This window comes from Consotaella aegiceratis (assembly GCF_036541425.1).
Classification (GTDB): domain Bacteria; phylum Pseudomonadota; class Alphaproteobacteria; order Rhizobiales; family Rhizobiaceae; genus Consotaella; species Consotaella aegiceratis.
In genome coordinates this window covers 119,927-141,646 of sequence record NZ_JAZHFT010000006.1, presented here as the reverse complement: position 1 = coordinate 141,646, position 21,720 = coordinate 119,927, and the positions used below count along the sequence as shown (strand labels likewise).

The 21,720-nt window shown below is 65.6% G+C and carries 20 protein-coding genes; 4 read left to right on the top strand and 16 right to left on the bottom strand.

All coding sequences use genetic code 11. From position 1 onward, the window contains the following. Positions 1 to 100 precede the first annotated feature (100 nt). Together SMD10_RS06740 and htpX are read right to left on the bottom strand one after the other, a co-directional pair. Positions 101 to 1,483 (bottom strand): RsmB/NOP family class I SAM-dependent RNA methyltransferase, encoded by a 1,383-nt coding sequence (locus SMD10_RS06740; protein ID WP_432757195.1) that lies wholly within the window; start codon positions 1,481 to 1,483, stop codon positions 101 to 103. Continuing rightward, positions 1,480 to 2,451 (bottom strand): zinc metalloprotease HtpX, encoded by a 972-nt coding sequence (gene htpX / locus SMD10_RS06735; protein WP_331684899.1) that lies wholly within the window; start codon positions 2,449 to 2,451, stop codon positions 1,480 to 1,482. Before htpX ends, SMD10_RS06740 begins: the two co-directional genes overlap by 4 nt. Positions 2,452 to 2,610: 159 nt before the next feature. Between htpX and SMD10_RS06730 the strand changes: the two genes are divergently transcribed. The 3 genes from SMD10_RS06730 to SMD10_RS06720 all read left to right on the top strand — a co-directional run bounded on the left by SMD10_RS06730 (position 2,611) and on the right by SMD10_RS06720 (position 5,197). Next, positions 2,611 to 2,829, top strand: coding sequence for a DUF1674 domain-containing protein (locus tag SMD10_RS06730; protein ID WP_331684898.1), 219 nt, complete (start codon positions 2,611 to 2,613; stop codon positions 2,827 to 2,829). 332 nt (positions 2,830 to 3,161) lie between these two features. After that, the gene (locus SMD10_RS06725; protein WP_331684897.1) at positions 3,162 to 3,680 is read left to right on the top strand and encodes a thermonuclease family protein; all 519 of its coding nucleotides are present in this window, start codon (positions 3,162 to 3,164) and stop codon (positions 3,678 to 3,680) included. Between the two features lie 158 nt (positions 3,681 to 3,838). After that, a complete protein-coding gene (locus SMD10_RS06720; RefSeq protein WP_331684896.1) occupies positions 3,839 to 5,197 on the top strand; it encodes a cyclopropane-fatty-acyl-phospholipid synthase family protein in 1,359 nt (452 codons plus the stop codon). Positions 5,198 to 5,636: 439 nt separating this feature from the next. On the opposite strand, the gene SMD10_RS06715 is transcribed toward SMD10_RS06720, so the two are convergent. The 13 genes from SMD10_RS06715 to SMD10_RS06655 form a co-directional block, all read right to left on the bottom strand. Next, positions 5,637 to 7,403, bottom strand: coding sequence for a sodium:solute symporter family protein (locus tag SMD10_RS06715; protein WP_331684895.1), 1,767 nt, complete (start codon positions 7,401 to 7,403; stop codon positions 5,637 to 5,639). A gap of 10 nt (positions 7,404 to 7,413) precedes the next feature. Beyond that, positions 7,414 to 7,725 carry a DUF4212 domain-containing protein gene (locus tag SMD10_RS06710; RefSeq protein ID WP_331684894.1) on the bottom strand — a complete coding sequence of 104 codons (312 nt, stop codon included), beginning with the start codon at positions 7,723 to 7,725 and terminating at the stop codon, positions 7,414 to 7,416. 271 nt (positions 7,726 to 7,996) lie between these two features. Beyond that, positions 7,997 to 9,946 carry an acetate--CoA ligase gene (acs, locus tag SMD10_RS06705; protein WP_331684893.1) on the bottom strand — a complete coding sequence of 650 codons (1,950 nt, stop codon included), beginning with the start codon at positions 9,944 to 9,946 and terminating at the stop codon, positions 7,997 to 7,999. Positions 9,947 to 10,077: 131 nt separating this feature from the next. Next, the gene (locus tag SMD10_RS06700; protein WP_331684892.1) at positions 10,078 to 10,473 is read right to left on the bottom strand and encodes a DUF1761 domain-containing protein; all 396 of its coding nucleotides are present in this window, start codon (positions 10,471 to 10,473) and stop codon (positions 10,078 to 10,080) included. 247 nt (positions 10,474 to 10,720) lie between these two features. Continuing rightward, positions 10,721 to 11,638: an alpha/beta hydrolase gene (locus tag SMD10_RS06695; RefSeq protein WP_331684891.1), complete on the bottom strand. Its 918-nt coding sequence runs from the start codon at positions 11,636 to 11,638 to the stop codon at positions 10,721 to 10,723. A 238-nt stretch (positions 11,639 to 11,876) separates the two neighbouring features. Then, on the bottom strand, positions 11,877 to 12,923 hold the full coding sequence (locus tag SMD10_RS06690; RefSeq protein ID WP_331684890.1) for an AI-2E family transporter: 1,047 nt from the start codon (positions 12,921 to 12,923) through the stop codon (positions 11,877 to 11,879). A 91-nt stretch (positions 12,924 to 13,014) separates the two neighbouring features. Further along, positions 13,015 to 13,602, bottom strand: a complete 588-nt coding sequence (locus SMD10_RS06685) for a DUF1349 domain-containing protein (RefSeq protein ID WP_331684889.1) — start codon at positions 13,600 to 13,602, stop codon at positions 13,015 to 13,017. Positions 13,603 to 13,694: 92 nt separating this feature from the next. Next, complete coding sequence (locus SMD10_RS06680) at positions 13,695 to 14,705, bottom strand: lytic transglycosylase domain-containing protein (RefSeq protein WP_331684888.1); 1,011 nt, start codon at positions 14,703 to 14,705, stop codon at positions 13,695 to 13,697. Positions 14,706 to 14,709: 4 nt separating this feature from the next. Next, on the bottom strand, positions 14,710 to 15,975 hold the full coding sequence (ispG, locus tag SMD10_RS06675) for a flavodoxin-dependent (E)-4-hydroxy-3-methylbut-2-enyl-diphosphate synthase (protein WP_331684887.1): 1,266 nt from the start codon (positions 15,973 to 15,975) through the stop codon (positions 14,710 to 14,712). A gap of 123 nt (positions 15,976 to 16,098) precedes the next feature. Further along, on the bottom strand, positions 16,099 to 16,386 hold the full coding sequence (locus SMD10_RS06670) for an excalibur calcium-binding domain-containing protein (RefSeq protein ID WP_331684886.1): 288 nt from the start codon (positions 16,384 to 16,386) through the stop codon (positions 16,099 to 16,101). Positions 16,387 to 16,406: 20 nt separating this feature from the next. Further along, on the bottom strand, positions 16,407 to 18,581 hold the full coding sequence (locus tag SMD10_RS06665) for a TRAP transporter permease (protein WP_331684885.1): 2,175 nt from the start codon (positions 18,579 to 18,581) through the stop codon (positions 16,407 to 16,409). A 24-nt stretch (positions 18,582 to 18,605) separates the two neighbouring features. Next, positions 18,606 to 19,124 (bottom strand): DUF1850 domain-containing protein, encoded by a 519-nt coding sequence (locus tag SMD10_RS06660; protein ID WP_331684884.1) that lies wholly within the window; start codon positions 19,122 to 19,124, stop codon positions 18,606 to 18,608. Positions 19,125 to 19,127: 3 nt separating this feature from the next. Then, entirely contained in the window at positions 19,128 to 20,108 is a 981-nt protein-coding gene (locus SMD10_RS06655; protein WP_331684883.1) for a TAXI family TRAP transporter solute-binding subunit, read from the bottom strand. A gap of 165 nt (positions 20,109 to 20,273) precedes the next feature. Here SMD10_RS06655 and SMD10_RS06650 point away from each other — a divergent pair, with 165 nt between their 5' ends. Next, positions 20,274 to 21,110 carry a DUF72 domain-containing protein gene (locus SMD10_RS06650; RefSeq protein WP_331684882.1) on the top strand — a complete coding sequence of 279 codons (837 nt, stop codon included), beginning with the start codon at positions 20,274 to 20,276 and terminating at the stop codon, positions 21,108 to 21,110. Here the strand turns inward: SMD10_RS06650 and hslV are convergent. Next, positions 21,101 to 21,667: an ATP-dependent protease subunit HslV gene (hslV, locus tag SMD10_RS06645; protein ID WP_331684881.1), complete on the bottom strand. Its 567-nt coding sequence runs from the start codon at positions 21,665 to 21,667 to the stop codon at positions 21,101 to 21,103. The genes SMD10_RS06650 and hslV overlap by 10 nt on opposite strands. Positions 21,668 to 21,720 lie beyond the last annotated feature (53 nt).

Sequence of the window (21,720 nt, the reverse complement as noted above, 5' to 3'; positions counted from 1 at the left end):
CGCCACAGCACCGCAGGATCAGCTTCTCGCAGTATGGTTAAGGCTTCGCTAACGCGCGGGTTGCAACGAGAGCTTTGGTTCGCCCCAGGCCGCCCGGATCTCAGCGCAGGCGACGCAGGCGTGCGGCGAAGAAGCCGTCGAGGCCGGATCGGCGCGGTTCCGGGTCGGCCAACAGGGCCGGCGTGGTGCGTAGAAAACCGTCTGGCGTCACCGCGTCATCGAGGCCGGGTATCTCGTCCGGGCGCACCGGCACCGCTTCGAAACCGCCGTTCGCCTTGAGGAAGTCGGCGATCACCGCCTCCCCCTCCAGCGGGTCGAGCGAGCAGTTGGAAAAGACCAGCAGGCCGCCGGGCGCCACGAGCTGCGCGGCGGCCTCGAGAAGGCGGCGCTGAACGGCCGCCAGCTTATCGATCTCGTCCGGCGTCTTGGTGTAGGCGATATCGGGATGGCGCCGGATCGTGCCGGTCGACGAGCAGGGCGCATCGATCAGCACACCGTCGAACGGCTCGGTCGGCCGATAGCGCGACAGATCGGCCTTGACGATGTCGGCCGTCAGGCGAAGCCGGGCGAGATTGTCCTCCAACCGGCGCAGCCGCGACGCGGAGAGGTCGAGCGCCGTCACCGCGGCGCCGGCCGCCGCGAGCTGGGCCGTCTTGCCGCCAGGCGCCGCGCACAGATCGGCGATCCGCAAGCCCGTCACCGGACCGAACAGCCGGGCCGGCAGAGCAGCCGCGGCATCCTGGACCCACCATTCGCCCTCCGCAAACCCCGGCAGATCCGTCAATGGCCGATCAAGGCCGGCCAGTCGCACGGTGCCGGTCGGAAGCGCCTGGCCACCCAGCTTTTCCGCCCAGCCGGCCGGATCGGACTTCACCGACAGATCGAGCGGTGCCGGCACCCGATGAATGGCGGCGATCGCCTGGGCGGCGTCGGTGCCATAAGCGGCCACCCAACGCTGGAACAGCCAGTCCGGCGTATCGGCAGCCGCGTCGGCGGACGCCAAGATCGCGTCTTTTTCACGCGCAATGCGACGCAGCACGGCGTTGGTGAGGCCGGCAAAAAGGCGACTGCGCGGATCGGCCGAGGCGCCGGCCACGGCAAGATCCACGGCCGCCGAATCCGGCACGTCGAGAAACAGGATCTGAGCCGCGCCGACATGGAGCAGGTGTTGAAGCGCGGTGGCGTTCTTCGGCAACGGCCGGTCCAGGCATTTGCCGAGAGCTGCGTCGATGGTGCCGCGAAAGCGCAATGCGGTCGTCAGGATCGCCTTGACCAGCGCCTGATCGCGCGGTTCCAACGCCCGCAACCCCGGCTGACCGGTCGCCACATCGAGCAGGCCGTCTGCCGAGACGCCGCTGTCGACCACGGCAGCGAGCAGTCGGGCGGCGACGAGGCGAGCCTGCAGGCCTGGGCGAGCGATTTCCCGATCGTCTGCCGGCCTCGGATCGGATCTCCGTCGGTCGCGGGTCGGTTGCCCGCTCAACCCCACGGTCCCCGGCGGGGGCGTGTCGGACGCCCGCCCGCGCGAGACCACGGCCCGACGCCGGGCTGACGGTGCGGTATGGCAGATGCTTCCGCCTCGAAGCGGGGCGCCGAGGGACGCCCCCCGATCTCGCCCGCCATCTGCTGCAGCGCCGCGATGCGGTTTTCGGTGTCCGGATGCGTCGAGAACAAGCTGTCCATGCGCTGGCCCGACAGCGGATTGATGATGAACATATGGGCCGTCGCCGGGTTGCGCTCAGCATCGTAGTTGACCGTACGCCCCGCGGCGTTGGCGATCTTGGCGAGCGCCGAGGCGAGGGCCAGCGGCTGTCCGCAGATCTCGGCACCGCGCCGGTCGGCGGAATATTCGCGCGTCCGGCTGATCGCCATCTGCACCAGCATGGCGGCCAGCGGCGCCACCAACATGGCGACGAGCACGCCGATGAAGCCGAACGGATTGTTGTTGTCGCGGTTGCCGCCGAAGAAGAAGGCGAAGTTGCCGAGCATGGAGATCGCGCCGGCCAGCGTCGCCGTCACCGTCATGATCAGCGTGTCCCGATGCTGGACATGGGCAAGCTCGTGCGCCATCACGCCGGCGATCTCGTCCGGGGTCAGCCGGCGCAACAGGCCGGTGGTCGCGGCCACCGCGGCATTTTCGGGATTGCGGCCGGTGGCGAAGGCGTTCGGCTGGTCGTTCTCGATGATATAGGTGCGCGGCATGGGCAGGCCGGCGTTCTTCGCCAGCCCCTCGATGATGCCGTAATATTCCGGCGCCGTGCGGGCATCGACCTCCCGCGCATGGTGCATCGACAGCACCATCTTGTCGGCGTTCCAATAGGAGAAAAGGTTCATCGCCGCGGCAATGACGAAGGCGATCATCATGCCGCTGCTGCCGCCGATCAAGAAGCCGACGCCCATGAAGAGCGCCGTCATGAAGGCGAGGAGCATCGCGGTCTTGATCATGTTCATCGGACGGTTATGCCTCCTGACATGGACGATGGCGCGATTCGCGCCGACTGCCGGAAAATCTGGTGGCTTGAGGGTTCCGGTTCAAGCCGGCGACGGCGCGACTTGCCATACCCGGCGATCCGATCGAAAAGATCGGCCGAACGAGGGATGGTGAGACCGATGACCGACACGCCCAAGGACGTCCAAGCGCAGCTCCCCGGCGCTCCGCGCAAGGAGCTGTCGCCCGCGGCCAAGCGGGCGCTGGCGGAGGCCGAAGAGCGCCGGCGCGCGCGCGCGACCGACGCAGCCGAGAGGCCGAAGGAACTGGGCGGGCGCGACGGCCCGGAGCCGATTCGCTACGGCGACTGGGAAAAGAACGGCATCATCTCCGATTTCTGACGGCCGATCAGCTTGCGGCCGCCTTGCCATCGGTATCGACACATCCGCCAAACAAGTACTTTTGGTTGTAGGATATAAGTCTGGGTGAGGACTTCCGCCGGTTCCGGCTGGCCGAGCCCGCGCGGTTCCCTTCAGTCTCCTGGAGACGATCGGTGCAGACGCAGGTAGGCCCGGCGTCGACATTGGGGGCCTGCAAGCATTTGCAAACGCTCCGGCGACATTAACCCCCTGGAAAGCACGGTTACGGGATTCTGGAAAACCTGTTCTCGGTTTGACCCTGCAAGCCGAGTCGGGTATAGGAAAATTATCCGATCCCCATATCCATATCGTCGATGCCTGCGCTGAATACCATCGCCATATCTCGTTTTGGTTGCATTGCCGGGCTCGCCATGCTGGTTGCCGCCCCGGCGGCGGCCGACGATTCGGACTTCTATCGCAAGGCGATCAGTGGCCCGGTGGAAGCGAGCGTCGTCGACATCTATGACGGCGACACCATGACCGTCGAGGCCTTCATCTGGCCGATGCAGAGCGTCCGTGTCGCGGTGCGCCTGCGCGGGGTCGATACGCCGGAGCTGCGCGGCAAGTGCGCCAGCGAAAAGCTCGCGGCCCAGGCAGCGCGCGATCGCCTGCGCGAGTTGGTGGGCGACGGGCCGGTGCGGCTGACGAATATCGCAGGCGGCAAGTATTACGGCCGGGTGGTCGCCGATATCACCACGGCGCAGGGGACGGACGTCGGCGGACAGATGCTGATCGAGGGCTTCGCCGACGCCTATGATGGCAAGGCGCGGCGCGATTGGTGCGCCCCAGACGCGATCGGCCTGCTGCAATCGGTGATCCGTCAGCGCGGATAACGGCCTGCGGCGACTATGCTGCCCGAACGGCGTCGCCGCTCTATCTCCTCTGATTGTATGCGGGGACACGCGATTCTGCATGGCGGGATGCCGGGAAGGGCGGCCCGGCTTCGCCTCGGCAGGAGGCAAGCCGACAGAGCGGGAGGCCGACGAGCGACATGGCCCTGCGAACCAAACCCGAAGCCCAGCTGGCAGCTCTGCTTCGCATGGCCGTTGCCGTGCTTGAACCCGGCTTCGGCGTGCGCATTTGGACCGGTGAACGGATCGGCTCGGAAACGGGCCCGATACTGGTCATCGATGACCCCGCCGCACTGGCTCGGTTGCTGCTTCGGCCGACAGTCGATCGCGCGGCCGAGCTTTGGACCTCCGGAGCGCTCGACGTCGAGGACGGAACGCTGTTCGACCTAGCGGCCTTGAGGCCCAGCGTGCGCACACGCGAAGCGCTCAAACGTCTTGATAAACGCGCTTTGGTCCGCGCTTTGCCGACGGTTCTCCGGCTTGCCGCCCGTCATCGTGCGCGATCCGCGAGCGTCGCCGCCGGCGCGGGGGTGAGCGGCTCGACTACCGAGGCGATCCGCCACCACTATGATGTCTCTAACGACTTCTATGCGTTGTTCCTCGACGAGCGCATGGTCTATTCCTGCGGCTATTTCGACGGCTGGCACGACGATCTGGACCAAGCGCAGGTCGCCAAGCTGGATATGATCTGTCGCAAGCTAGGCCTTCGGCCTGACGAGCGTTTTCTCGACATAGGCTGCGGTTGGGGTGCTCTACTGATCCACGCTGCCTCGCACTACGGCGTGACGGGCCATGGCGTCACGCTCAGTCAGACACAGTTCGATCTCGCCACGCGGCGTATTCGCGAGGCCGGTTTACAGGACCGCATCACGATCGAGCTCAAGTCGTTTCAGGAGCTCTCCGGCCGTTTTGACAAGATCGCCTCGATCGGCATGTTCGAGCATGTGGGTTTCGCCCATCACGATGCCTATTTCGACGCGGTTCGTCGCCTGCTCCGGCCCCGCGGCCTCTATCTCCATCATGCCATCGCCCGACCGGCCAAGACGACCTTGCGAGCCTTCCGCCGCAAATCGCCCGAATACGCCGCCTTGACCAAGCATATCTTTCCGGGAGGCGAACTCGATTTCATCGGTCATTCGCTCCAGAAACTGGAAGCGCACCGCTTCGAGATCCACGACGTGGAGAACTGGCGAGAGCACTATGGTCGGACGTGCCGGATCTGGGCCGACCGCCTGCATCGGCGCCGCGACGAGGCTGCCGCCATGGTGGGGGAGGCCAAGGTCCGGCTTTGGCTGCTGTACCTGACGGGATGCGCCCTGGCGTTCGAGCGCGGCACGGTCATGATCTACCAGACCGTGGCCTCACGACGCGGCAAGGGTTCCGGTCCCTGGCCCGCGACACGGCGGCATCTTTATGCCGACAGTACAGACAAGACTGACGGCAGCGCCGAAGACGGACTGCTACGCAGAGATGAGCTCTCTATCGCCGGGTTCGCGTAGCCTAATTCGCGCGCAAGGCCGACACACAAAAGGCCGCTTCTTGCGAAGCGGCCCCGTGAATTCTCATCTGCCGGGGTCGGTGAGACCGTTGCCCGGGCTCTGGATGGTCATGCGAAACGCGGAGGCTGCTCCGTCGCACCGCTGAGCCACCTCGACCCAACCGGCATCTGGAAATCACTCGACATTGGATCACCTCCTTTCGCTTCGTTGAACACAGACAAGAGAATGGGGCCGATTCGGCCGCTGGTCAAGATGTGGGCAGCAACGAAAATTGCATCGTCTGCAGACAGAAAGGCCACCCGCCCTAGAAAGCGGGTGGCCTTGCCGATCAGATCATCCGACGGACGATCTAGGCGAGAGCGACATTGCATCGGGCCGAATCACATGTCCTCCCGCGTCGTGTCCTGAAAGACCGCAATGGCTTTTTCAGGACCGGTGGCTATTCGCGCAATGCCACGCCGGCGCCGCGCGGGGTACGGATCGACTCGATCAAGGCCTGGATCGGCGCCGGCGGCGCCGCCGTCATCATCGAGACGCCGTAGCCCACGGCGAAGTTGATCACCGCGCCGATGGCGCCGATCGACACCGGCGAGATGCCGAGCACCCAGTTGTCCGGCGTATCCGGAAGATTGTTGGTGCCCGAGATGAAGAACCAGCCCTTGTAGACGAAGATGTAGATGACCGTGAACACTAGGCCGCAGAGCATGCCGGCGATGGCGCCCATGTCGTTCACGCGCTTGGAGAAGATCCCCATCATCAGAGCCGGGAAGATCGTCGCCGCCGCCAGGCCGAAGGCAAGAGCCACCGTCTGTGCCGCGAATCCCGGCGGATGCAGGCCGAAATAGGTCGCGATGGCGATCGCCACGGCCATGGCGATGCGGGCGGCCAGCAACTCATGATGCTCCTCGATATAGGGGTTGATCGCCCCTTTCAGCAGGTCGTGGCTGATCGCGGACGAGATGGCGAGCAGCAGGCCCGCCGCCGTCGACAGCGCCGCCGCGATGCCGCCAGCCGCCACCAGCGCGATCACCCAGCTCGGCAGCTTGGCGATCTCCGGATTGGCGAGGACCAGGATATCCTGGTTCACATTGAGTTCGGAGCCGTTCCAGCCGCGTCCTTCCGCCTGGCTCGCATAATCGCCGTTGGCGTCGTTGTAGTACTGGATGCGGCCGTCGCCGTTCTTGTCGTCGAAGGCGAGCAACCCGGTGATCTCCCACTTCTGCATCCATTCCGGCCGCTGATCATAGGGGATCGGCTCTTCCTGGACACCGTTCGGAAACAGCGTCTCGATAAGATTGAGGCGGGCCATGGCGCCGACGGCCGGCGCCGTCAGGTACAGCAACGCGATGAAGATCAGCGCCCAACCCGCCGAAAAACGCGCGTCCTTGACGCGCGGCACGGTGAAGAAGCGGATGATCACATGCGGCAGGCCCGCCGTGCCGATCATCAGCGAGAGCGTGAACAAGGTCATGTTCAACGTGCTCGTGTGGTGGCCGGTATAGCTGGCAAAGCCCAGATCGGCGACCACCTGATCGAGCTTGGCGAGCAGCGGCGTGCCGTCGACATGATCGCCGAACAGGCCCAGTGCCGGAATCGGATTTCCGGTGAGCTGCAGCGCAATGAAGATCGCCGGAACGGTGTAGGCGAAGATCAGCACCACATACTGCGCCACCTGGGTGTAGGTGATGCCCTTCATGCCGCCGAAGACCGCGTAGAAGAAGACCACGGCCGCGCCGATCAAAAGGCCGGTCGTGTTGTCCACCTCCAGAAAGCGCGAGAACGCGACGCCGACCCCCGTCATCTGGCCGATGACGTAGGTGATTGAGACGATGATCAGGCAGAGGACGGCGACCATGCGTGCGGTCTGCGAGTAGAACCGGTCGCCGATGAAGGAGGGGACCGTGTAGTGGCCGTACCGGCGCAAATAGGGCGCCAGGAGCATCGCCAAGAGCACGAACCCGCCGGTCCATCCCATCAGATAGGTGGAGTTGTCGTAGCCGACGAAGGAGATCAGGCCGGCCATCGAGATGAAGGAGGCCGCCGACATCCAGTCGGCCCCGGTCGCCATGCCGTTGACCACCGGATGGACGCCGCGTCCGGCCGCATAGAACTCGGACGTCGAACCGGCCCGCGTCCACAGCGCGATGATGAAGTAGACCGCGAAGGAGCCAGAGATGAACAGAAAGTTGTAGGCATATTGACTCATCGACGCCCCCTCACAGCTCGTCGAAATCGTACTGGTGATCGAGCTTGTTCATGCGCCAGGCATAAACGAAGATCAGCACGATGAAGGTCAGGATCGAACCCTGCTGGGCAAACCAGAAGCCGAGATCGGCCCCACCCACGGCGATGCCGCTCAACAGCGGACGCAGGATAATGCCGAAACCAAACGAGACCAGAGCCCAGATGACCAGGCAGATGGCGATCAGGCGCATGTTGGCGCGCCAATAGATCCTCGCCCGTTCTTCCGCTCTCTCGTCGACAGGAATCGGGGCGCCGCTCCGCGCGGCGTCGTCTTGAACAACCATACGCTGAATTTTCCTCCCTGTGGTGCCACGACCCCGGCTTCGTTCTCCTCCGCAACCGGGGCCGTATCTCGACCATACAAGGCTTTATACCGAAAGCTAAGGAAAAATTTACACATGCACACCGACCCAGCCGCTATTTCCCAACTAGATCAGCGTGGTCATTTTATCAAATCGATTGAATGAAACGATATATGCTTTTCTAACACTGCAATATGAAAAGGCAGCCAATGCATCTCGCATCGGCCGCCCATTTGTACACCGCTATATTCGATCAGTCGTGGCGGTTTTGGCGATGCGCCACGAGATCTTCCACAACCGTGGGATCTGCCAGGGTAGAGGTGTCGCCGAGCGCGCCGAAATCGTCTTCGGCGATCTTTCTCAGGATCCGGCGCATGATCTTGCCCGACCGGGTCTTCGGCAGTCCCGGTGCGAACTGGATCTTGTCCGGCGAGGCGATCGGTCCGATCTCCTGGCGCACATGAGCGACAAGCTCCTTCTTGAGCTCGTCGGACGGGTCTTCGCCCTCGAGCAGCGTCACGTAGCAGTAGATGCCCTGCCCCTTGAGGTCGTGCGGGTAGCCCACCACGGCGGCCTCGGCCACCAGGGGGTGGGAGACCAGCGCCGATTCCACCTCGGCCGTGCCCATGCGGTGGCCCGAGACGTTCAGCACGTCGTCGACGCGGCCGGTGATCCAGTAGTAGCCGTCCTCGTCGCGGCGAGCCCCGTCACCGGTGAAGTATTTCTCGCGATAGGTCGAAAAATAGGTCTGCACGAAGCGGTCGTGGTCACCATAGACGGTGCGCATCTGGCCGGGCCAGGAATCGACGATGCACAGATTGCCGCTGACCGCGCCGTCGAGCACTTGGCCTTCGCTGTCGACGAGCTGCGGCTTGACGCCGAAGAACGGCAGCGTGGCCGATCCCGGCTTCAGATCGATGGCGCCGGGCAGCGGCGTGATCATGTGACCGCCCGTTTCGGTCTGCCAATAGGTGTCGATCACCGGACAGCGCTCGTCGCCGACGACGCGATAGTACCAGGACCAGGCTTCCGGATTGATCGGCTCGCCGACCGTGCCGAGCACCTTGAGGCTCTGGCGCGAGGTCTTGGCGACATAGTCGTCCCCCTGCCCCATCAGGGCGCGCACGGCGGTCGGCGCCGTGTAGAAGACGTTCACCTGGTGCTTGTCGACCACCTGCCAGAAGCGCGAGGCATCGGGGTAGTTCGGCACTCCTTCGAAGATCAGCGTCGTCGCGCCGTTGGCGAGCGGCCCGTAGACGATGTAGCTGTGGCCCGTCACCCAGCCGACGTCGGCCGTGCACCAGTAGACCTCGCCGTCGTGATAGTCGAAGACGTACTGGTGCGTCATTGCGGCATAGAGCAGGTAGCCGCCGGAGGTGTGCAGCACGCCCTTGGGCTTGCCGGTCGAGCCCGACGTATAGAGGATGAAGAGCGGATCCTCGGCCCCCATCTCCTCGGGCTCGCACGACGCCGCGACGGCCTCGCGGGCCTCGTGCCACCAGATGTCGCGCCCTTCCTTGAAGGCAACGTCGCCGCCGGTGCGCTTGACCACCAGCACGGTGTCAACGGCCTGGCCGGCCTTGCCGGCGATCTCGATCGCCTTGTCGGCATTGGCCTGGAGCGGCACCTTGCGGCCGCCGCGCAGACCCTCGTCCGCCGTGATGAGGACCGACGACTTCGCATCTTCCAGCCGGTTGGCCAGCGAATCGGGGGAGAACCCGCCGAACACCACCGAATGGACCGCTCCGATCCGGGCACAGGCGAGCATCGCATAGGCGGCTTCAGGGATCATCGGCATGTAGACGGTAACGCGGTCGCCGCGCTGGACGCCGTGCTCCTTCAGGACGTTCGCCATCCGGCAGACTTCCTCGTGGAGCTCCGCATAGGTGATCGCCTTGCTTTCGGCCGGGTCGTCGCCCTCCCAGAGGATCGCCGTCTGGTTGCCGCGCTTTTCCAAATGCCGGTCGATGCAGTTGGCGGCAACGTTCAGCGTGCCGTCCTCGAACCACCTGATCGAAACGTTGTCCGGCGCGAACGAGGTGTTCTTGACCTTGGTGAAGGGCTTCATCCAGTCGAGCCGCTGGCCATGTTCGGCCCAAAAGGCGTCCGGCTCCTCGATCGAACGGCGATACCAGTCCTGGTATTGCTCGGCACTCAACAGGGCGCGGGCCCGCCATTCATCCTTCACCGCGATCGTGTCCATGACTTTCCTCCCGAAATTCCGCGCCGGTCCTCTCCGGCCCACGACGGCAACTTAGGGTGAAATAAGCGAAACGGTCCAGATGCAACCCGATCTCGGCCATCGGGATCGCAAATCGGGCCGCTTCGATCGGCTCAGCCGAACAGACCGATGATCGCCGTCATGATCAGCAGGACGCCCGCCCAATGGCCGGCGTTGACGAAGGTGAGAGCGCGAGGCCGCGCCTCGTAGGAATGGTCGACCACCATTGTCGTCAGCACCACGCCGGCCCATACGATCGCGGCGTTGACGAAGGCGTTCCACAAGGTGATTCCGCCGATGTGCATGGTCAGTCCGGCGAGCACGGCGGCCAGCACCAATTCGGCCACGAACACGATGGCGAGCGGACCGGGCTTGATCTTCGGGCGTCCGCTATAGCCGCGCGCCGTCATCCAGTTCTCGTCAAAAATCCGATGCCACAGGAAGCTGAACGACGACGCGAGAAGCGCGGCGACGACGATGGCGACGAAACTCAGACTTGCAAACCCCATTTCCGGCCCTTTCCGATCCTGACGTCGGAACGAAACGGGCCATGCGGGCTGGAGTTGCACCCGCGCCGCTGCGGGCCGGCTTACCGCCGGCACGACATGGGCGCGTATCCCCGCGTTCGCGATGAAGGCGCCTTCGCGAGTCTGCGCGATCCATCGGCCGCCCGAGCTGGCGATCCGCCCTCGGTCGGGGCGACGCCCAAAGCGGCCGCCGCCAGGGCAACGGCGGCCGTCATCGCGGTTTGCGCGTCTACAGAACGCCGATCTGCTTCAGCCACCAGCGGCAGAGCATCGGCCATTTCCTGGCCGGCTTGTCGCCCGCTCCGGCGATGCCGAAGCCATGGCCGCCGTCGCGGAAGATATGAAGCTCAGTGGGAACACCCGCCTTCTTCAGCGCCAAATAGAGGCGCACGGCGTTCTCAGGCGGCACGGACGAATCGTCGTCGGCCAGCGCCATGAAGGTCTGCGGCGTATCGGCCGTCACATGAAGTTCCGGCGAGAATTCGTCCTTCAGCTCCTGCGACGGGTTCTCGCCCAGAAGCGCGGTTCGCGACCCCATGTGCGCGATGTCGTCCTGCATCGAGACGACCGGATACATCAGCACCGCGAAGTCCGGCCGGGCGCTGAGACTGTCCGCCTCGTCGATCGGGTCGTAGACCGGCTTGTCGTAGCCGGTGATCAGCGAGGCACCCAGATGGCCGGCGGCCGAGAAGCCGAGATAGCCGACCCGATCCGGGTCGAGCCCCCATTCCTCGGCATGCTGGCGGATCAGCCGCACCGCCCGCTGGCCGTCCTGAAGCGGAACGTCCTTGCCGTCTGCGTGTCCCTCCGCCGGCAGCCGGTAGGTCATCAGGAACACGGTGACGCCGTCCGGCCCCAACGCGTCGGCGACCTCCATCCCCTCCTTGTCGAGGACAACGCGCGCATAGGCGCCGCCCGGCGCGACGATCAGCGAGGCCCCGTTCGGGTGTTCCGGTACGATGGCCGTCAGCTGCGGCTCGACGATACCGATCAGCGCGCGGTCGGCGTGGAACAGGATCTTGCTGCGCTCGACGATTTCCGGCTTGGCCGTGCTCGTTTCGGTTCCCGGTGGCGTTCCCGGCCAGAGATCGACCACCTGCCCGCTCTGCAGCGGTTCTGCGGCTGCGGTCGACGCCATGATCGCCATAGCCACACCTGCACAGGTGCCGATCCAAGCCGGCACTGCGTGGCCACGGCGGTTCGAGGTCCTCATCACCTTATCACTCCCATCGATGATATCTTAATATATCAACGACAATACTATCGTTTACCGCCCTCGGCGAGGCAAGGCGCTCGGCCGGGCAAGATGTCACAGCCTGGTTGCCCCGAACGAGCGTGAAGACGAGCTGCGAACGATCGGCGGGAGGTATAGGACGATGGCGGTCTCAAGCGGTCTCGTCGACCGGCCCGCCCAGCGCGTCGCGGACGTAAAGATCCTGGACGAACACCATCAGGACGGCGAGCAGTGGCACGGCCAGTGCGAGCCCCACCGTGCCGAAGAGAAGGCCGAAGACCAGCTGCGAGCCGAGCGTCAACGCTGGGGGCAGGGCCGTCGTATAGCGCTGGGCGATCGGCTGCGAGACGTTGCTCTCGACGCCCTGGATCACGACGTAGACGGCGAGCCCGTAGAGCGCCATCTCGGTACTTTCCGCCAGGCCCACCAGGATGATCGGGATGGCCGCGATGAACGGCCCGAGCGTCGGAATGAAGGCCAGCAGCCCGGCCTGGAGCGCCAGAAGGAAGGCGTTCGGCATGCCGATCAGCGACAGGCCGATCCAGCCCACGACGAAGATCGTGGCCATGGATATGGCTTGGCCGGCCAGCCAGAGACGCAATTCCCGGGCGGCATGGCGAAGCGCCTCGTCGATGCGCGATCGCTTGCCCTTGGGAAACAGGCTGACGATGCCGCGCGCATAAAGCCGCGGCTGCCAGGAAATGAAAATGGCGATGAACAGCACGATGAAGATGTTGCCGAGGCCGCCCAGCACCGAAAAGACCGCCTGAGAGGCGGACGAGAAAAAGCCGGAGGCGTCGGGCAGGAAAGAGCCCAGTTCGGGCGTCTTGTCGTCCGAGGACAGCTCGATCCCCATGTCCTGCAGGGTGGACACGAGATTGTGCAGCTGCTCCTGCATCAGCCGCGTCAGGTTCTGGATGTCCTGGACGAAGGTGATGCCGCCCCACGCCAGCGCCGCGCCAATGCCCGCGACGATCGCGAAATAGACGAGCAGGAGGGCCATCCAGCGCGGCAGGCCGAGCCACTGCATCGGCCGCGCCAGCCCGGCGATCGCGGCCGCCAGAACGATGCCGGCAAAGATCAGGAAGAAGCCGAGCGCTGCCGCCCAGAAAACGAGCACGATCAAACCCATCGCCAGCACGATGCCGGCGACGATGAATGTTCTCGTGGCGAGGTCTGCGCGCTCTTCGGACGTCAAGCCGGGCTCCTGTGCATGTCGTCCTCGAAAGCGTTAAGCCCGGCATAATGGTTCCAAGGACGGCCGCCTTTGAAGCGGCAAGCCGGCGATGTCACCCGTGCAACGGATCGGCGATCGGCGGACCGACCGTGAGGCTTTCGAAGCGCACGCGCAGGCCCGCGCGCTGCGGGGTGCAGGCCATGGGGCCGAGCGCCGCTTCGCCCGGGGGCGCGAAATCGGCGAGGCGGAGAAACTGCCAGCCACCGCCCGCATCGCGGAAATGGACGAGCACCGCGTCGGCGATCCGGGTCATTCGCAAGGTCTGCAATCCCGATACGTCGGCGACGCGAACGGCGGACCAGTCGGAACGGCCGCGCGCGACGACGACGCTGAAATTGGCCGCCCCATCGGAAAACTCTATGCCCGCCTTGATCCAATGCTCGTCGTCGATGCGCAGCATCAGGCCCGCCTGGTCGTAGAGTGTCTCGTAAGCCGCCTCGAAGGTGAGATAGGCGGTGAAGTCGCCCGCGACCGGCGCGCCGAAGAAATGGCCGGTGTGCGGCTCGAAGCCGTAGAAGGTCTGCCGCCAGAAGTCGGTCTTGCCGGCCGTGGTCAGCGTCAGCCCGGTATCGTCATGTGCCCATTCCGGCGGCTCGTTGATCCAGCGGGCCTTGTCCAAAAATCCGAGATCGACAGGCATGTTGGTCCCTCCCCATCGGTTTGGCGGCTCGTCGAACCGTCGTCGCGATCTTCCACGACAAGGGCGTCGCGGTCGAGAGCGACAGGATGTCCTCAGTTCTTGAAGACGACGCAGGCACCGCCGGCCTGGTTCAGACGATCGCAGAATCGCTGGGCCTCGGCGCGGCTGCCGGCGCCGATGCGCACCGCATAGATCGAGCGGCGACCGACGCCGTTTCGCGTGCGCATGACGATCGGCTCGCGATCCTTCAGGATCGATGGATATCGGCTCTTGACCTGTCGAAAGATGCGCATCGCCACGTCCTGGCGGAAGTGGCCGGCAATCTGGGCGCCCCAGGGCTGCATCGGCGCCGATTGGGCAAAGACGGCGCGCGTCTTCATCACCGGCAACTTGGCGCAGGCCTCATCGAAATCCGTTCCCTCCTCCAGCGGTCGGGGCTCGACCTCGTGGCCGTCCTCGCGAAACCAGTCGGCGGGGTGCGCCGTGATCGAGTAGACATAGTCCTCGGTCTCGAAAGGCAGCGAGCCGCCGTCGTCGAGCCATCCCTTCACCCGGTTGATGCCGCTGTTATAGGCTGCCGCCGCGAGCCCCCAATTGCCAAGCTCGCCCTTGAGATCGGCGAGATAGAGGGCGGAGTGGCGGATCGCCTCTTCGAGGTCGTACGGATCCGCAAGGCCGCGTTCCTTGGCCGTGTAGGGCATGAACTGGGCAATGCCCTGCGCGCCGACCGGCGAGATGGCCTTCACGTCGAAGCGGCTTTCCTTCCAGATCAACCGCGCGAGAAAGTCGGGCGCCATGCGGGTCGCCTCGGCGTTCTCCCTGATAAGCCGGCAAATCGTTTCGGGAGTGGGCACCATTTGGGCTTCGGTCTCGGCCTTTGCTTCGCCGGATTCCGTCGGCCGGGCCTCGGGCGCATCTTCGGCGTCCGGAGCGGTTTCGGCTCGCGCCTGATCGGCTGCTTCTGCCGATTGCTGAGCCGCGGACTGCCGAACAGAGCCCGGGGCCCATGCCATCAGGCCGGCCAGCAGGCCGACGATCGCCCATCGCGCCGCGCCAGCGCAACATAGGACGGGCTGTCGGCCCTCGCGCGGCGCACTCGTCATCGCGCTACTCGGCGGCGCGTGCCGACCCGAAGCGGGCCTCGATATAGTCGGCCACCATTGCCTGAAAGTCCTCGGCGATCTTCGGCCCCCTGAGCGTCGTCACCTTCTTGCCGTCGACGAAGACCGGTGCGGCCGGCGTCTCGCCGGTGCCGGGCAGCGAAATGCCGATGTCGGCGTGCTTCGATTCGCCGGGCCCGTTCACGATGCAACCCATGACCGCGACGTTGAGTGCCTCGACGCCCGGATAGCGTTCGCGCCAGACCGGCATGTTGGTGCGGATATCGGACTGGATCTTCTCCGCCAGTTCCTGGAAGACCGTCGAGGTCGTGCGGCCGCATCCCGGGCAGGCGGCAACGACGGGCACGAACTGGCGGAACCCCATCACCTGAAGGAGTTCCTGGGCCACCTGGACCTCGCGCGTGCGGTCGCCGCCCGGCTCCGGCGTCAGCGAGACGCGGATCGTGTCACCGATGCCGTCCTGCAGGAGAATGCCCATGGCGGCCGAGGAGGCGACGATGCCCTTGGTGCCCATGCCGGCCTCGGTGAGGCCCAGATGCAGCGCGTAATCGCAGCGCCGGGCGAGGTCGCGATAGACGGCGATCAGGTCCTGCACCTGGCTGACCTTGGCCGACAGGATGATCTTGTGGCGTGGCAGGCCGGTTTCCTCGGCCAGCGCGGCCGACAGCAGCGCCGACTGCACCATCGCCTCGCGGGTGACGGCGCGCGCCGAGAGCGGCCTGGCGGCGGATTGATTCTCGTCCATCAGCTTGGTGAGCAGGGCCTGGTCGAGCGAGCCCCAGTTGACTCCGATGCGGACGGGCTTGTCGTAGCGGATCGCCGTCTCCACGATCTGGACGAACTGCCGGTCCTTCTTGTCCTTGAACCCGACATTGCCGGGGTTGATGCGGTATTTCGCCAGTGCCTCGGCGCAGCCCGGATGGTCGGCAAGCAGCTTGTGGCCGATATAGTGGAAGTCTCCGACCAGCGGCACGGTGATTCCAAGCCGGTCCAGACGTTCGCGGATCCGGGGCACGGCGGCCGCCGATTCGTCCCGGTCGACGGTGATGCGCACGATCTCGGAGCCCGCCTGCGCCAGGGCGGCGACCTGGGCGACCGTGGCATCGGCGTCGGCGGTGTCGGTGTTGGTCATCGACTGGACGACGACCGGTGCGCCGCCACCCACCAGGACATCGCCGACGGGGACGCCCACGGTATGATGTCGCGGCGCGGGCGCCGCCTCGGAGTCGGTGAGAGAAGCCTCGATAGTCATTGCCGGATGTCCACCATCATTTGCAGCAGCCGCCGAGCCGCGTCTTCGAGGTGGCGTTTCTGCGCAGCCTTGTCAAATGAACTGATCGAGCGACGATCCTGTGACGGTTCGAACAACGGCCGATCAGCAGCCGATATCCGCCCGAATGCGGTCGACTTCCTCTCTGGAGCTGCAGACGTTTTCGCAAGGGATGCCGTCATGGTCGCCGTCGGCTCTGCGATAGCCGCCACACCATAGGATCACGGCTTCGCGGCAGCTCGACACGGTCTTGCAGCTTTGACGTTGCGCCAATTTCAGCGTGGCGCGATTCCACTCCGTCGGCCCCGCGTCCGGCGATGCGCCTGCTCCGACCGATCCGGCCGGTTCGACAACTGCGGCGACCAGAAGACCCAGCGCCAATCCTCGCTTCATGGCCCTTCGCATACTGTTCCCTAGGAAATCGGCACCACGCGCCGGCCGGCACTTCCCAGCACGATCAGCACCACCACGACGGCTGCCCCAACCGCATCGGTCACCGCGCCCGGAAAGATCAGCGCCAAAGCGCCGATCAGCGCAAGGCCACGCTCCCACAGCGGCAGCGGGTGACGGAAATATCCCTCGACAGCGATGGCGAGGAGGCCTACCCCGACCACACCGGTCGCCGCCACCCAGGCGACGCGCAGAACGGTGACGTCGATCATCAGCATGGCGTGGGCGAAGACGAACATGTAGGGCACCACGAAGCCGGCCACCGCGAGCTTCATCGACTGCCAGCCCGTGGCATTGGGCGAGCCGCCGGCAATACCCGCCCCCGCATAGGCCGCGAGCGCCACCGGCGGCGTCAGATTGGCGAAGATGCCGAAATAGAAGACGAACATGTGGGCGACGAAGATCGCCGTGTCGTTCGAGCCGGCGAGATCGCGGAACAGCGGCAGGTTCAACAGGATCGGCGCCGCCATGGTCGAGGTGATGATGTAGGTCGGGATGCTCGGCAGGCCCATGCCGAGGACGATCGAGGCGATCATGGTCAGGACCAGCGTGACGACCAGCTGCAGCAAGGGAACCGAAATGAGCTGGCCGAGGCGTACCACCTCGTCGGCGGCTTCCAGTGCGATGCCGGTGAGTGTGGCGATGCCGACGATGATGCCCACGGCGCCGCAGGCCACCGCCACGGGAATGGCGCTGCGCACACCCTCGACCGTGGCGTCGCGGCAATCCCGGAACGCCATCGTCTCGGCCATCGGCCCGATCCGGCGGCGCGCGATGTTGACGAGGATCGGCACCAGCACGACGCCGAACAGCACCAGGCGAGTGTGCGGCAGGGACGGGACGGCGCGACCGGCCACCCAGGCGGCGATCTGCGGCTCGACGATCAGCAGCGACAGGACGACGCCCAGCGTGGCGACGACGCCCGGCGTGCCGCAGATGAGAACGGTCGCCGCGATCGACCAGAAGGCGGCGAAGAACGGAGCGCGTCCTTCGAACAGCAGCCATAACAGCACCGCCATGGGGACCAGCAAGTGGCCGCGCAGGGCCATCACCCGTGCGACCGGCGTCAGCTCCGAGCGCGGAATGCCTTCGAGGCCGTTGCGAAGCGCCCTGAGATGAACCTGGAAGAGGACGCCGAGATAGTAGAGCAGGGCCGGGATGATGCCGGCCAGCACCACCTTCGTATAGGGAACGGCCAGAACCTCGGCCATGATGAAGGCGGCCGCGCCCATGATCGGCGGCATGATCTGGCCGCCGACGCTGGCCGAGGCCTCCACCGCGCCGGCGAAGTTGGAATTGTACCCGGTGCGCTTCATCAGCGGGATGGTGAAGGCGCCGGTGGTGACGACGTTGGCGATGGCCGACCCGTTGATCGAACCGAGAAAACCGCTGGCGATCACCGCCACCTTGGCCGGACCGCCGCGCGAATGGCCCGCCACCGCCAGAGCCAGGTCGTTGAAGAGCTGCCCCAGGCCGGACTTGCCCAGAAACGCGCCGAACAGGATGAACAGGATGATGTAGCTCGCCGACACGCCCACCGCCGTGCCCAGAATGCCCTCGGTGATGAAGACGAGGTGGGACATCACCTGCCTGATCGTGGCGAGCACGATGCGCTCGTTGAGCTGCGGATAGAACGAGAGCTTGGCCCAGAAGCCGTAGACGAGGAAAGCGAGGGCGAGCGCGGTCAGGCCCCAGCCGGTGACGCGGCGGCCAGCGTCGATCACCAGAACCAGCGCCACCGCGCCGACCGCGGCATCGAAGCCGGTGATGCGTCCGCCCGAGGCGACGATCCTGTCGGTGGAGGCGATCAGATAAAGCCCGACGGCGACGGCCAGCAGCGCCAGCCCGGCATCGACCACCGACAGCCGGTCGCGACGGCTGCGCCGTGTCGTCGGATAGAGCACGAACGCCATGGCTAGCAGCGTGAAAAGGTGGATCGAACGCTGCTGGATGTCGACCAGCGGGCCGGCGAAGGACGTATAGAGATGGAAGAGGCCGAGCAGGACGGCGACCACCGTGACCACGAGCGTCACGGACCGCGGCAGCTGATCGCGGACATCGCTTTCCCGATCGAACTTGCGCAGGGTTTCGTCCAATGCATCGTCGTTCGGCGCGGCGGCATGCGAAGGCTCGGCCATGATGTCGGTCTCCCTTGCGCGATTCTATCGGGCCACGGCGTCGAACCAGGCCGGAGCGATCCCCGCGAAGGACGCGACGACCGGCTCGAAGGTCAGGATGGGGGCGGTCCCCGGCGTCGAAAGAGCGATCTCGCGGCCGCGCCAGCGCAGCCGGTAGGATTCGGCGGAGGCGGCCTGAACGGCTAGGGGATCGACCCGGCGCTCAATCCCCTCCATCACCACCCAGCCATCCTCCAGACGCGTGATCGTTCCGACATCCGACGGCACGCCGGCGCCGAAGGTCTTGAAGCGGGTCGCCACCACGCTGATCGCCCCCTCGCCATCGATGCGGAACGTCTCCTCCCACGCTTCCTTCTCGACCGAGTGGATCCAGGACAGGGTGAAGCGTTCCCCGGGCGCGGTCCAGAAGACCTGCACGGGATGGCCCCGTTCGGCGATCACCAGAAAGAGGCGCGGCCACGCCAGAACGGCACCGACCGCCGCCACGATGGCGACGGCGGCGACGATCGTTCCGAACGCCCGGCGTCCGCTCGGCGATGACACGCCTCACTGGGCCGACGGCATGGTCTTGTAGAATTCCTCGGCTCCCGGATGGACCGGCGCGACGAGGTGCTGGTTCATGGTGGCGGGATCGAACTGGGTCAGGGCGCTGACCGACACGCTGCCCGATTCCAGATAGTCGTAGAAGCGCTTGGCCAGTTCCTCGGCCACCGCCGGATCCATGTCGCCGGGCACCACCAGCATGTTGCGGATCGCGACGGTGGAGACCGGTTCGTCGAGGGCGTACTTGTCGTCCTGGCCGGCGGCGATCTCGTAGGTCTCGTAATAGGGGTAATCTTCCAGAAGCTTGGAGGCCACGTCGCCGTCGACCGGCACGAAGACGATATCGCTCGACTGCATCAGGCCGATGATGTTGGAGTTGGGCACGCCGGAGGTGAAGAAGGCGGCGTCGAGATTGCCGTTCTGCATCTCGGTCACGCTGTCGGCGTAGCCGGTGTGGGTGACGCGGGAGAGGTCGTCATAGGTGAGACCGGCCGCTTCCAGCACCTTCTGGGCACTCTGCTCGACGCCCGAACCGACCTGGCCGACGCCGACACGCTTGCCGGCGAGGTCGGCGACGCTGGCGATGCCGCTGTCGCCGGTGGCGACGATCTGCACGACGTTGGGGTAGAGCCCGGCCAGCGCCTTGAGATCGACCGGGTTGCCCTCGAAATTGCCCTTGCCCTCGACCGCGTCATAGGCGACGTCGCTCATGACGATGGCGATCTGGTTGAGCCCGTCCTGGATGTTCTGGATGTTCTGCACCGAGGCCCCGGTCGCCACCACCTGGACGTCGCCGATCATGTCGCTCTGTTCGAACACGCCCTTCAGCGCGCCGCCGATCGGGTAGTAGGTGCCGGACGTTCCGCCGGTACCGAAGATGAGATTGGCCTCCTGAGCCTCGGCGGATCCGCCACCGGCGAACGGCGAAACCGCCACGGCAAATGCGGCGGCCAGAACCAGGCCGCGATTGGACGATGACAACATCTGCTTCCTCCCATGTTGCATGTCCTGGCGATTAAAGGGGAACTGTCCCCGGCACACAAGCCTTGCGGGTGGACGTCGTCGAAGGACGGCGTCGGTCGGTCGGCGGATTCGGCCAATGAACCGGGTGCGCCAGCGCATCGGGCACATCGGAACGGGGAGGCAAGGATGACGAGGACGACAGCTCCCGACCACGATCGACGGACCGGCGCGGACGCGACAGGGCCCTTGCGCATCGGCACGGCGGGATGGACCGTGCCCAAGGTGCATCAGGCGGTGTTTCCGACCGACGGCAGCCATCTCGAGCGCTACGCCGCGCGATTTTCGGCCGTCGAGATCAACTCGTCCTTCTACCGCCCGCACCGCCCTTCAACCTATGAACGCTGGGCGGCGAGCGTGCCGGACGGCTTTCGCTTCGCTGTGAAGATGCCGAAGGCCGTCACGCACGAACGGCGATTGGAGCATGCGGGAGAGCTCGCCGCGCGCTTTCTGGACGAAGTGTCTGCCCTTGGCGATCGGCTCGGGCCTCTGCTCGTGCAACTCCCGCCGAGCCTCGCCTTCACCTCCGGCCTTGCGATTCGCTTCCTGAGCGATCTTCGGCGCTCTTTCGCCGGACCGGTCGTCTGCGAGCCACGCCATGCGAGCTGGTTCACGCCGGAGGTCGATCGACTTCTCGTGGATCTGAAGATCGCCCGCGTCGCGGCCCATCCGGCGCCGGCAGCCGGTGCGGACGCTCCCGGCGGCTGGCGCGGCCTCGCCTATTGGCGCATGCACGGCAGCCCGAAGATGTACTATTCGGCCTATTCAGCCGATGCTCTGGACCGTCTGGCGGCAAAGCTCCAGGCCGAGGCGGCCGCGGGGTGCGAGGTCTGGTGCATCCTCGACAACACCGCCGCCTTCGCCGCCACCGGCGACGCGCTCAACCTGATTCAGACACTCGCCTGCGGAGGAGGCGGCGCCGACGGAGAGATTCGGCGCCACCCCGGACTTGAGGATCAGCCCTGAGCTTCCAGGCTTTCCACGATGATGTTCTGGTTGGTGTAGATGCAGATGTCGGCGGCGATCTGCATCGCCTTGCGGGCGATCGTTTCCGCGTCCTGGTCGGTGTCGGCGAGCGCGCGGGCAGCCGCCAACGCGTAATTGCCGCCCGAGCCGATCGCCATGATGCCGGCTTCGGGCTCCAGCACATCGCCGGTGCCCGTCAGGGCCAGCGTCACCGACTTGTCGGCCACCAGCATCATCGCCTCCAGCCGGCGCAGATAGCGGTCGGTGCGCCAGTCCTTGGCGAGCTCGACCGAGGCGCGCATCAGCTGGTCGGGATATTGTTCGAGCTTGGCCTCCAGGCGCTCCAGGAGGGTGAAGGCGTCGGCCGTGGCCCCGGCGAAGCCGGCGATCACCTGGCCGTCCTTGCCGATGCGGCGCACCTTGCGGGCGTTGCCCTTCATCACCGTGTTGCCGAGTGAGACCTGGCCGTCGCCGGCGATCACCACCTTGCCGCCTTTGCGCACCGTGACGATGGTCGTGCCGTAGATCTTGGCTGGATCGTGCTGTTCGAAATTCATTTGAACGTCCTTTGTCATCCGGCCGGCCGATCCCGCTGTCAGGCAATCGCGCC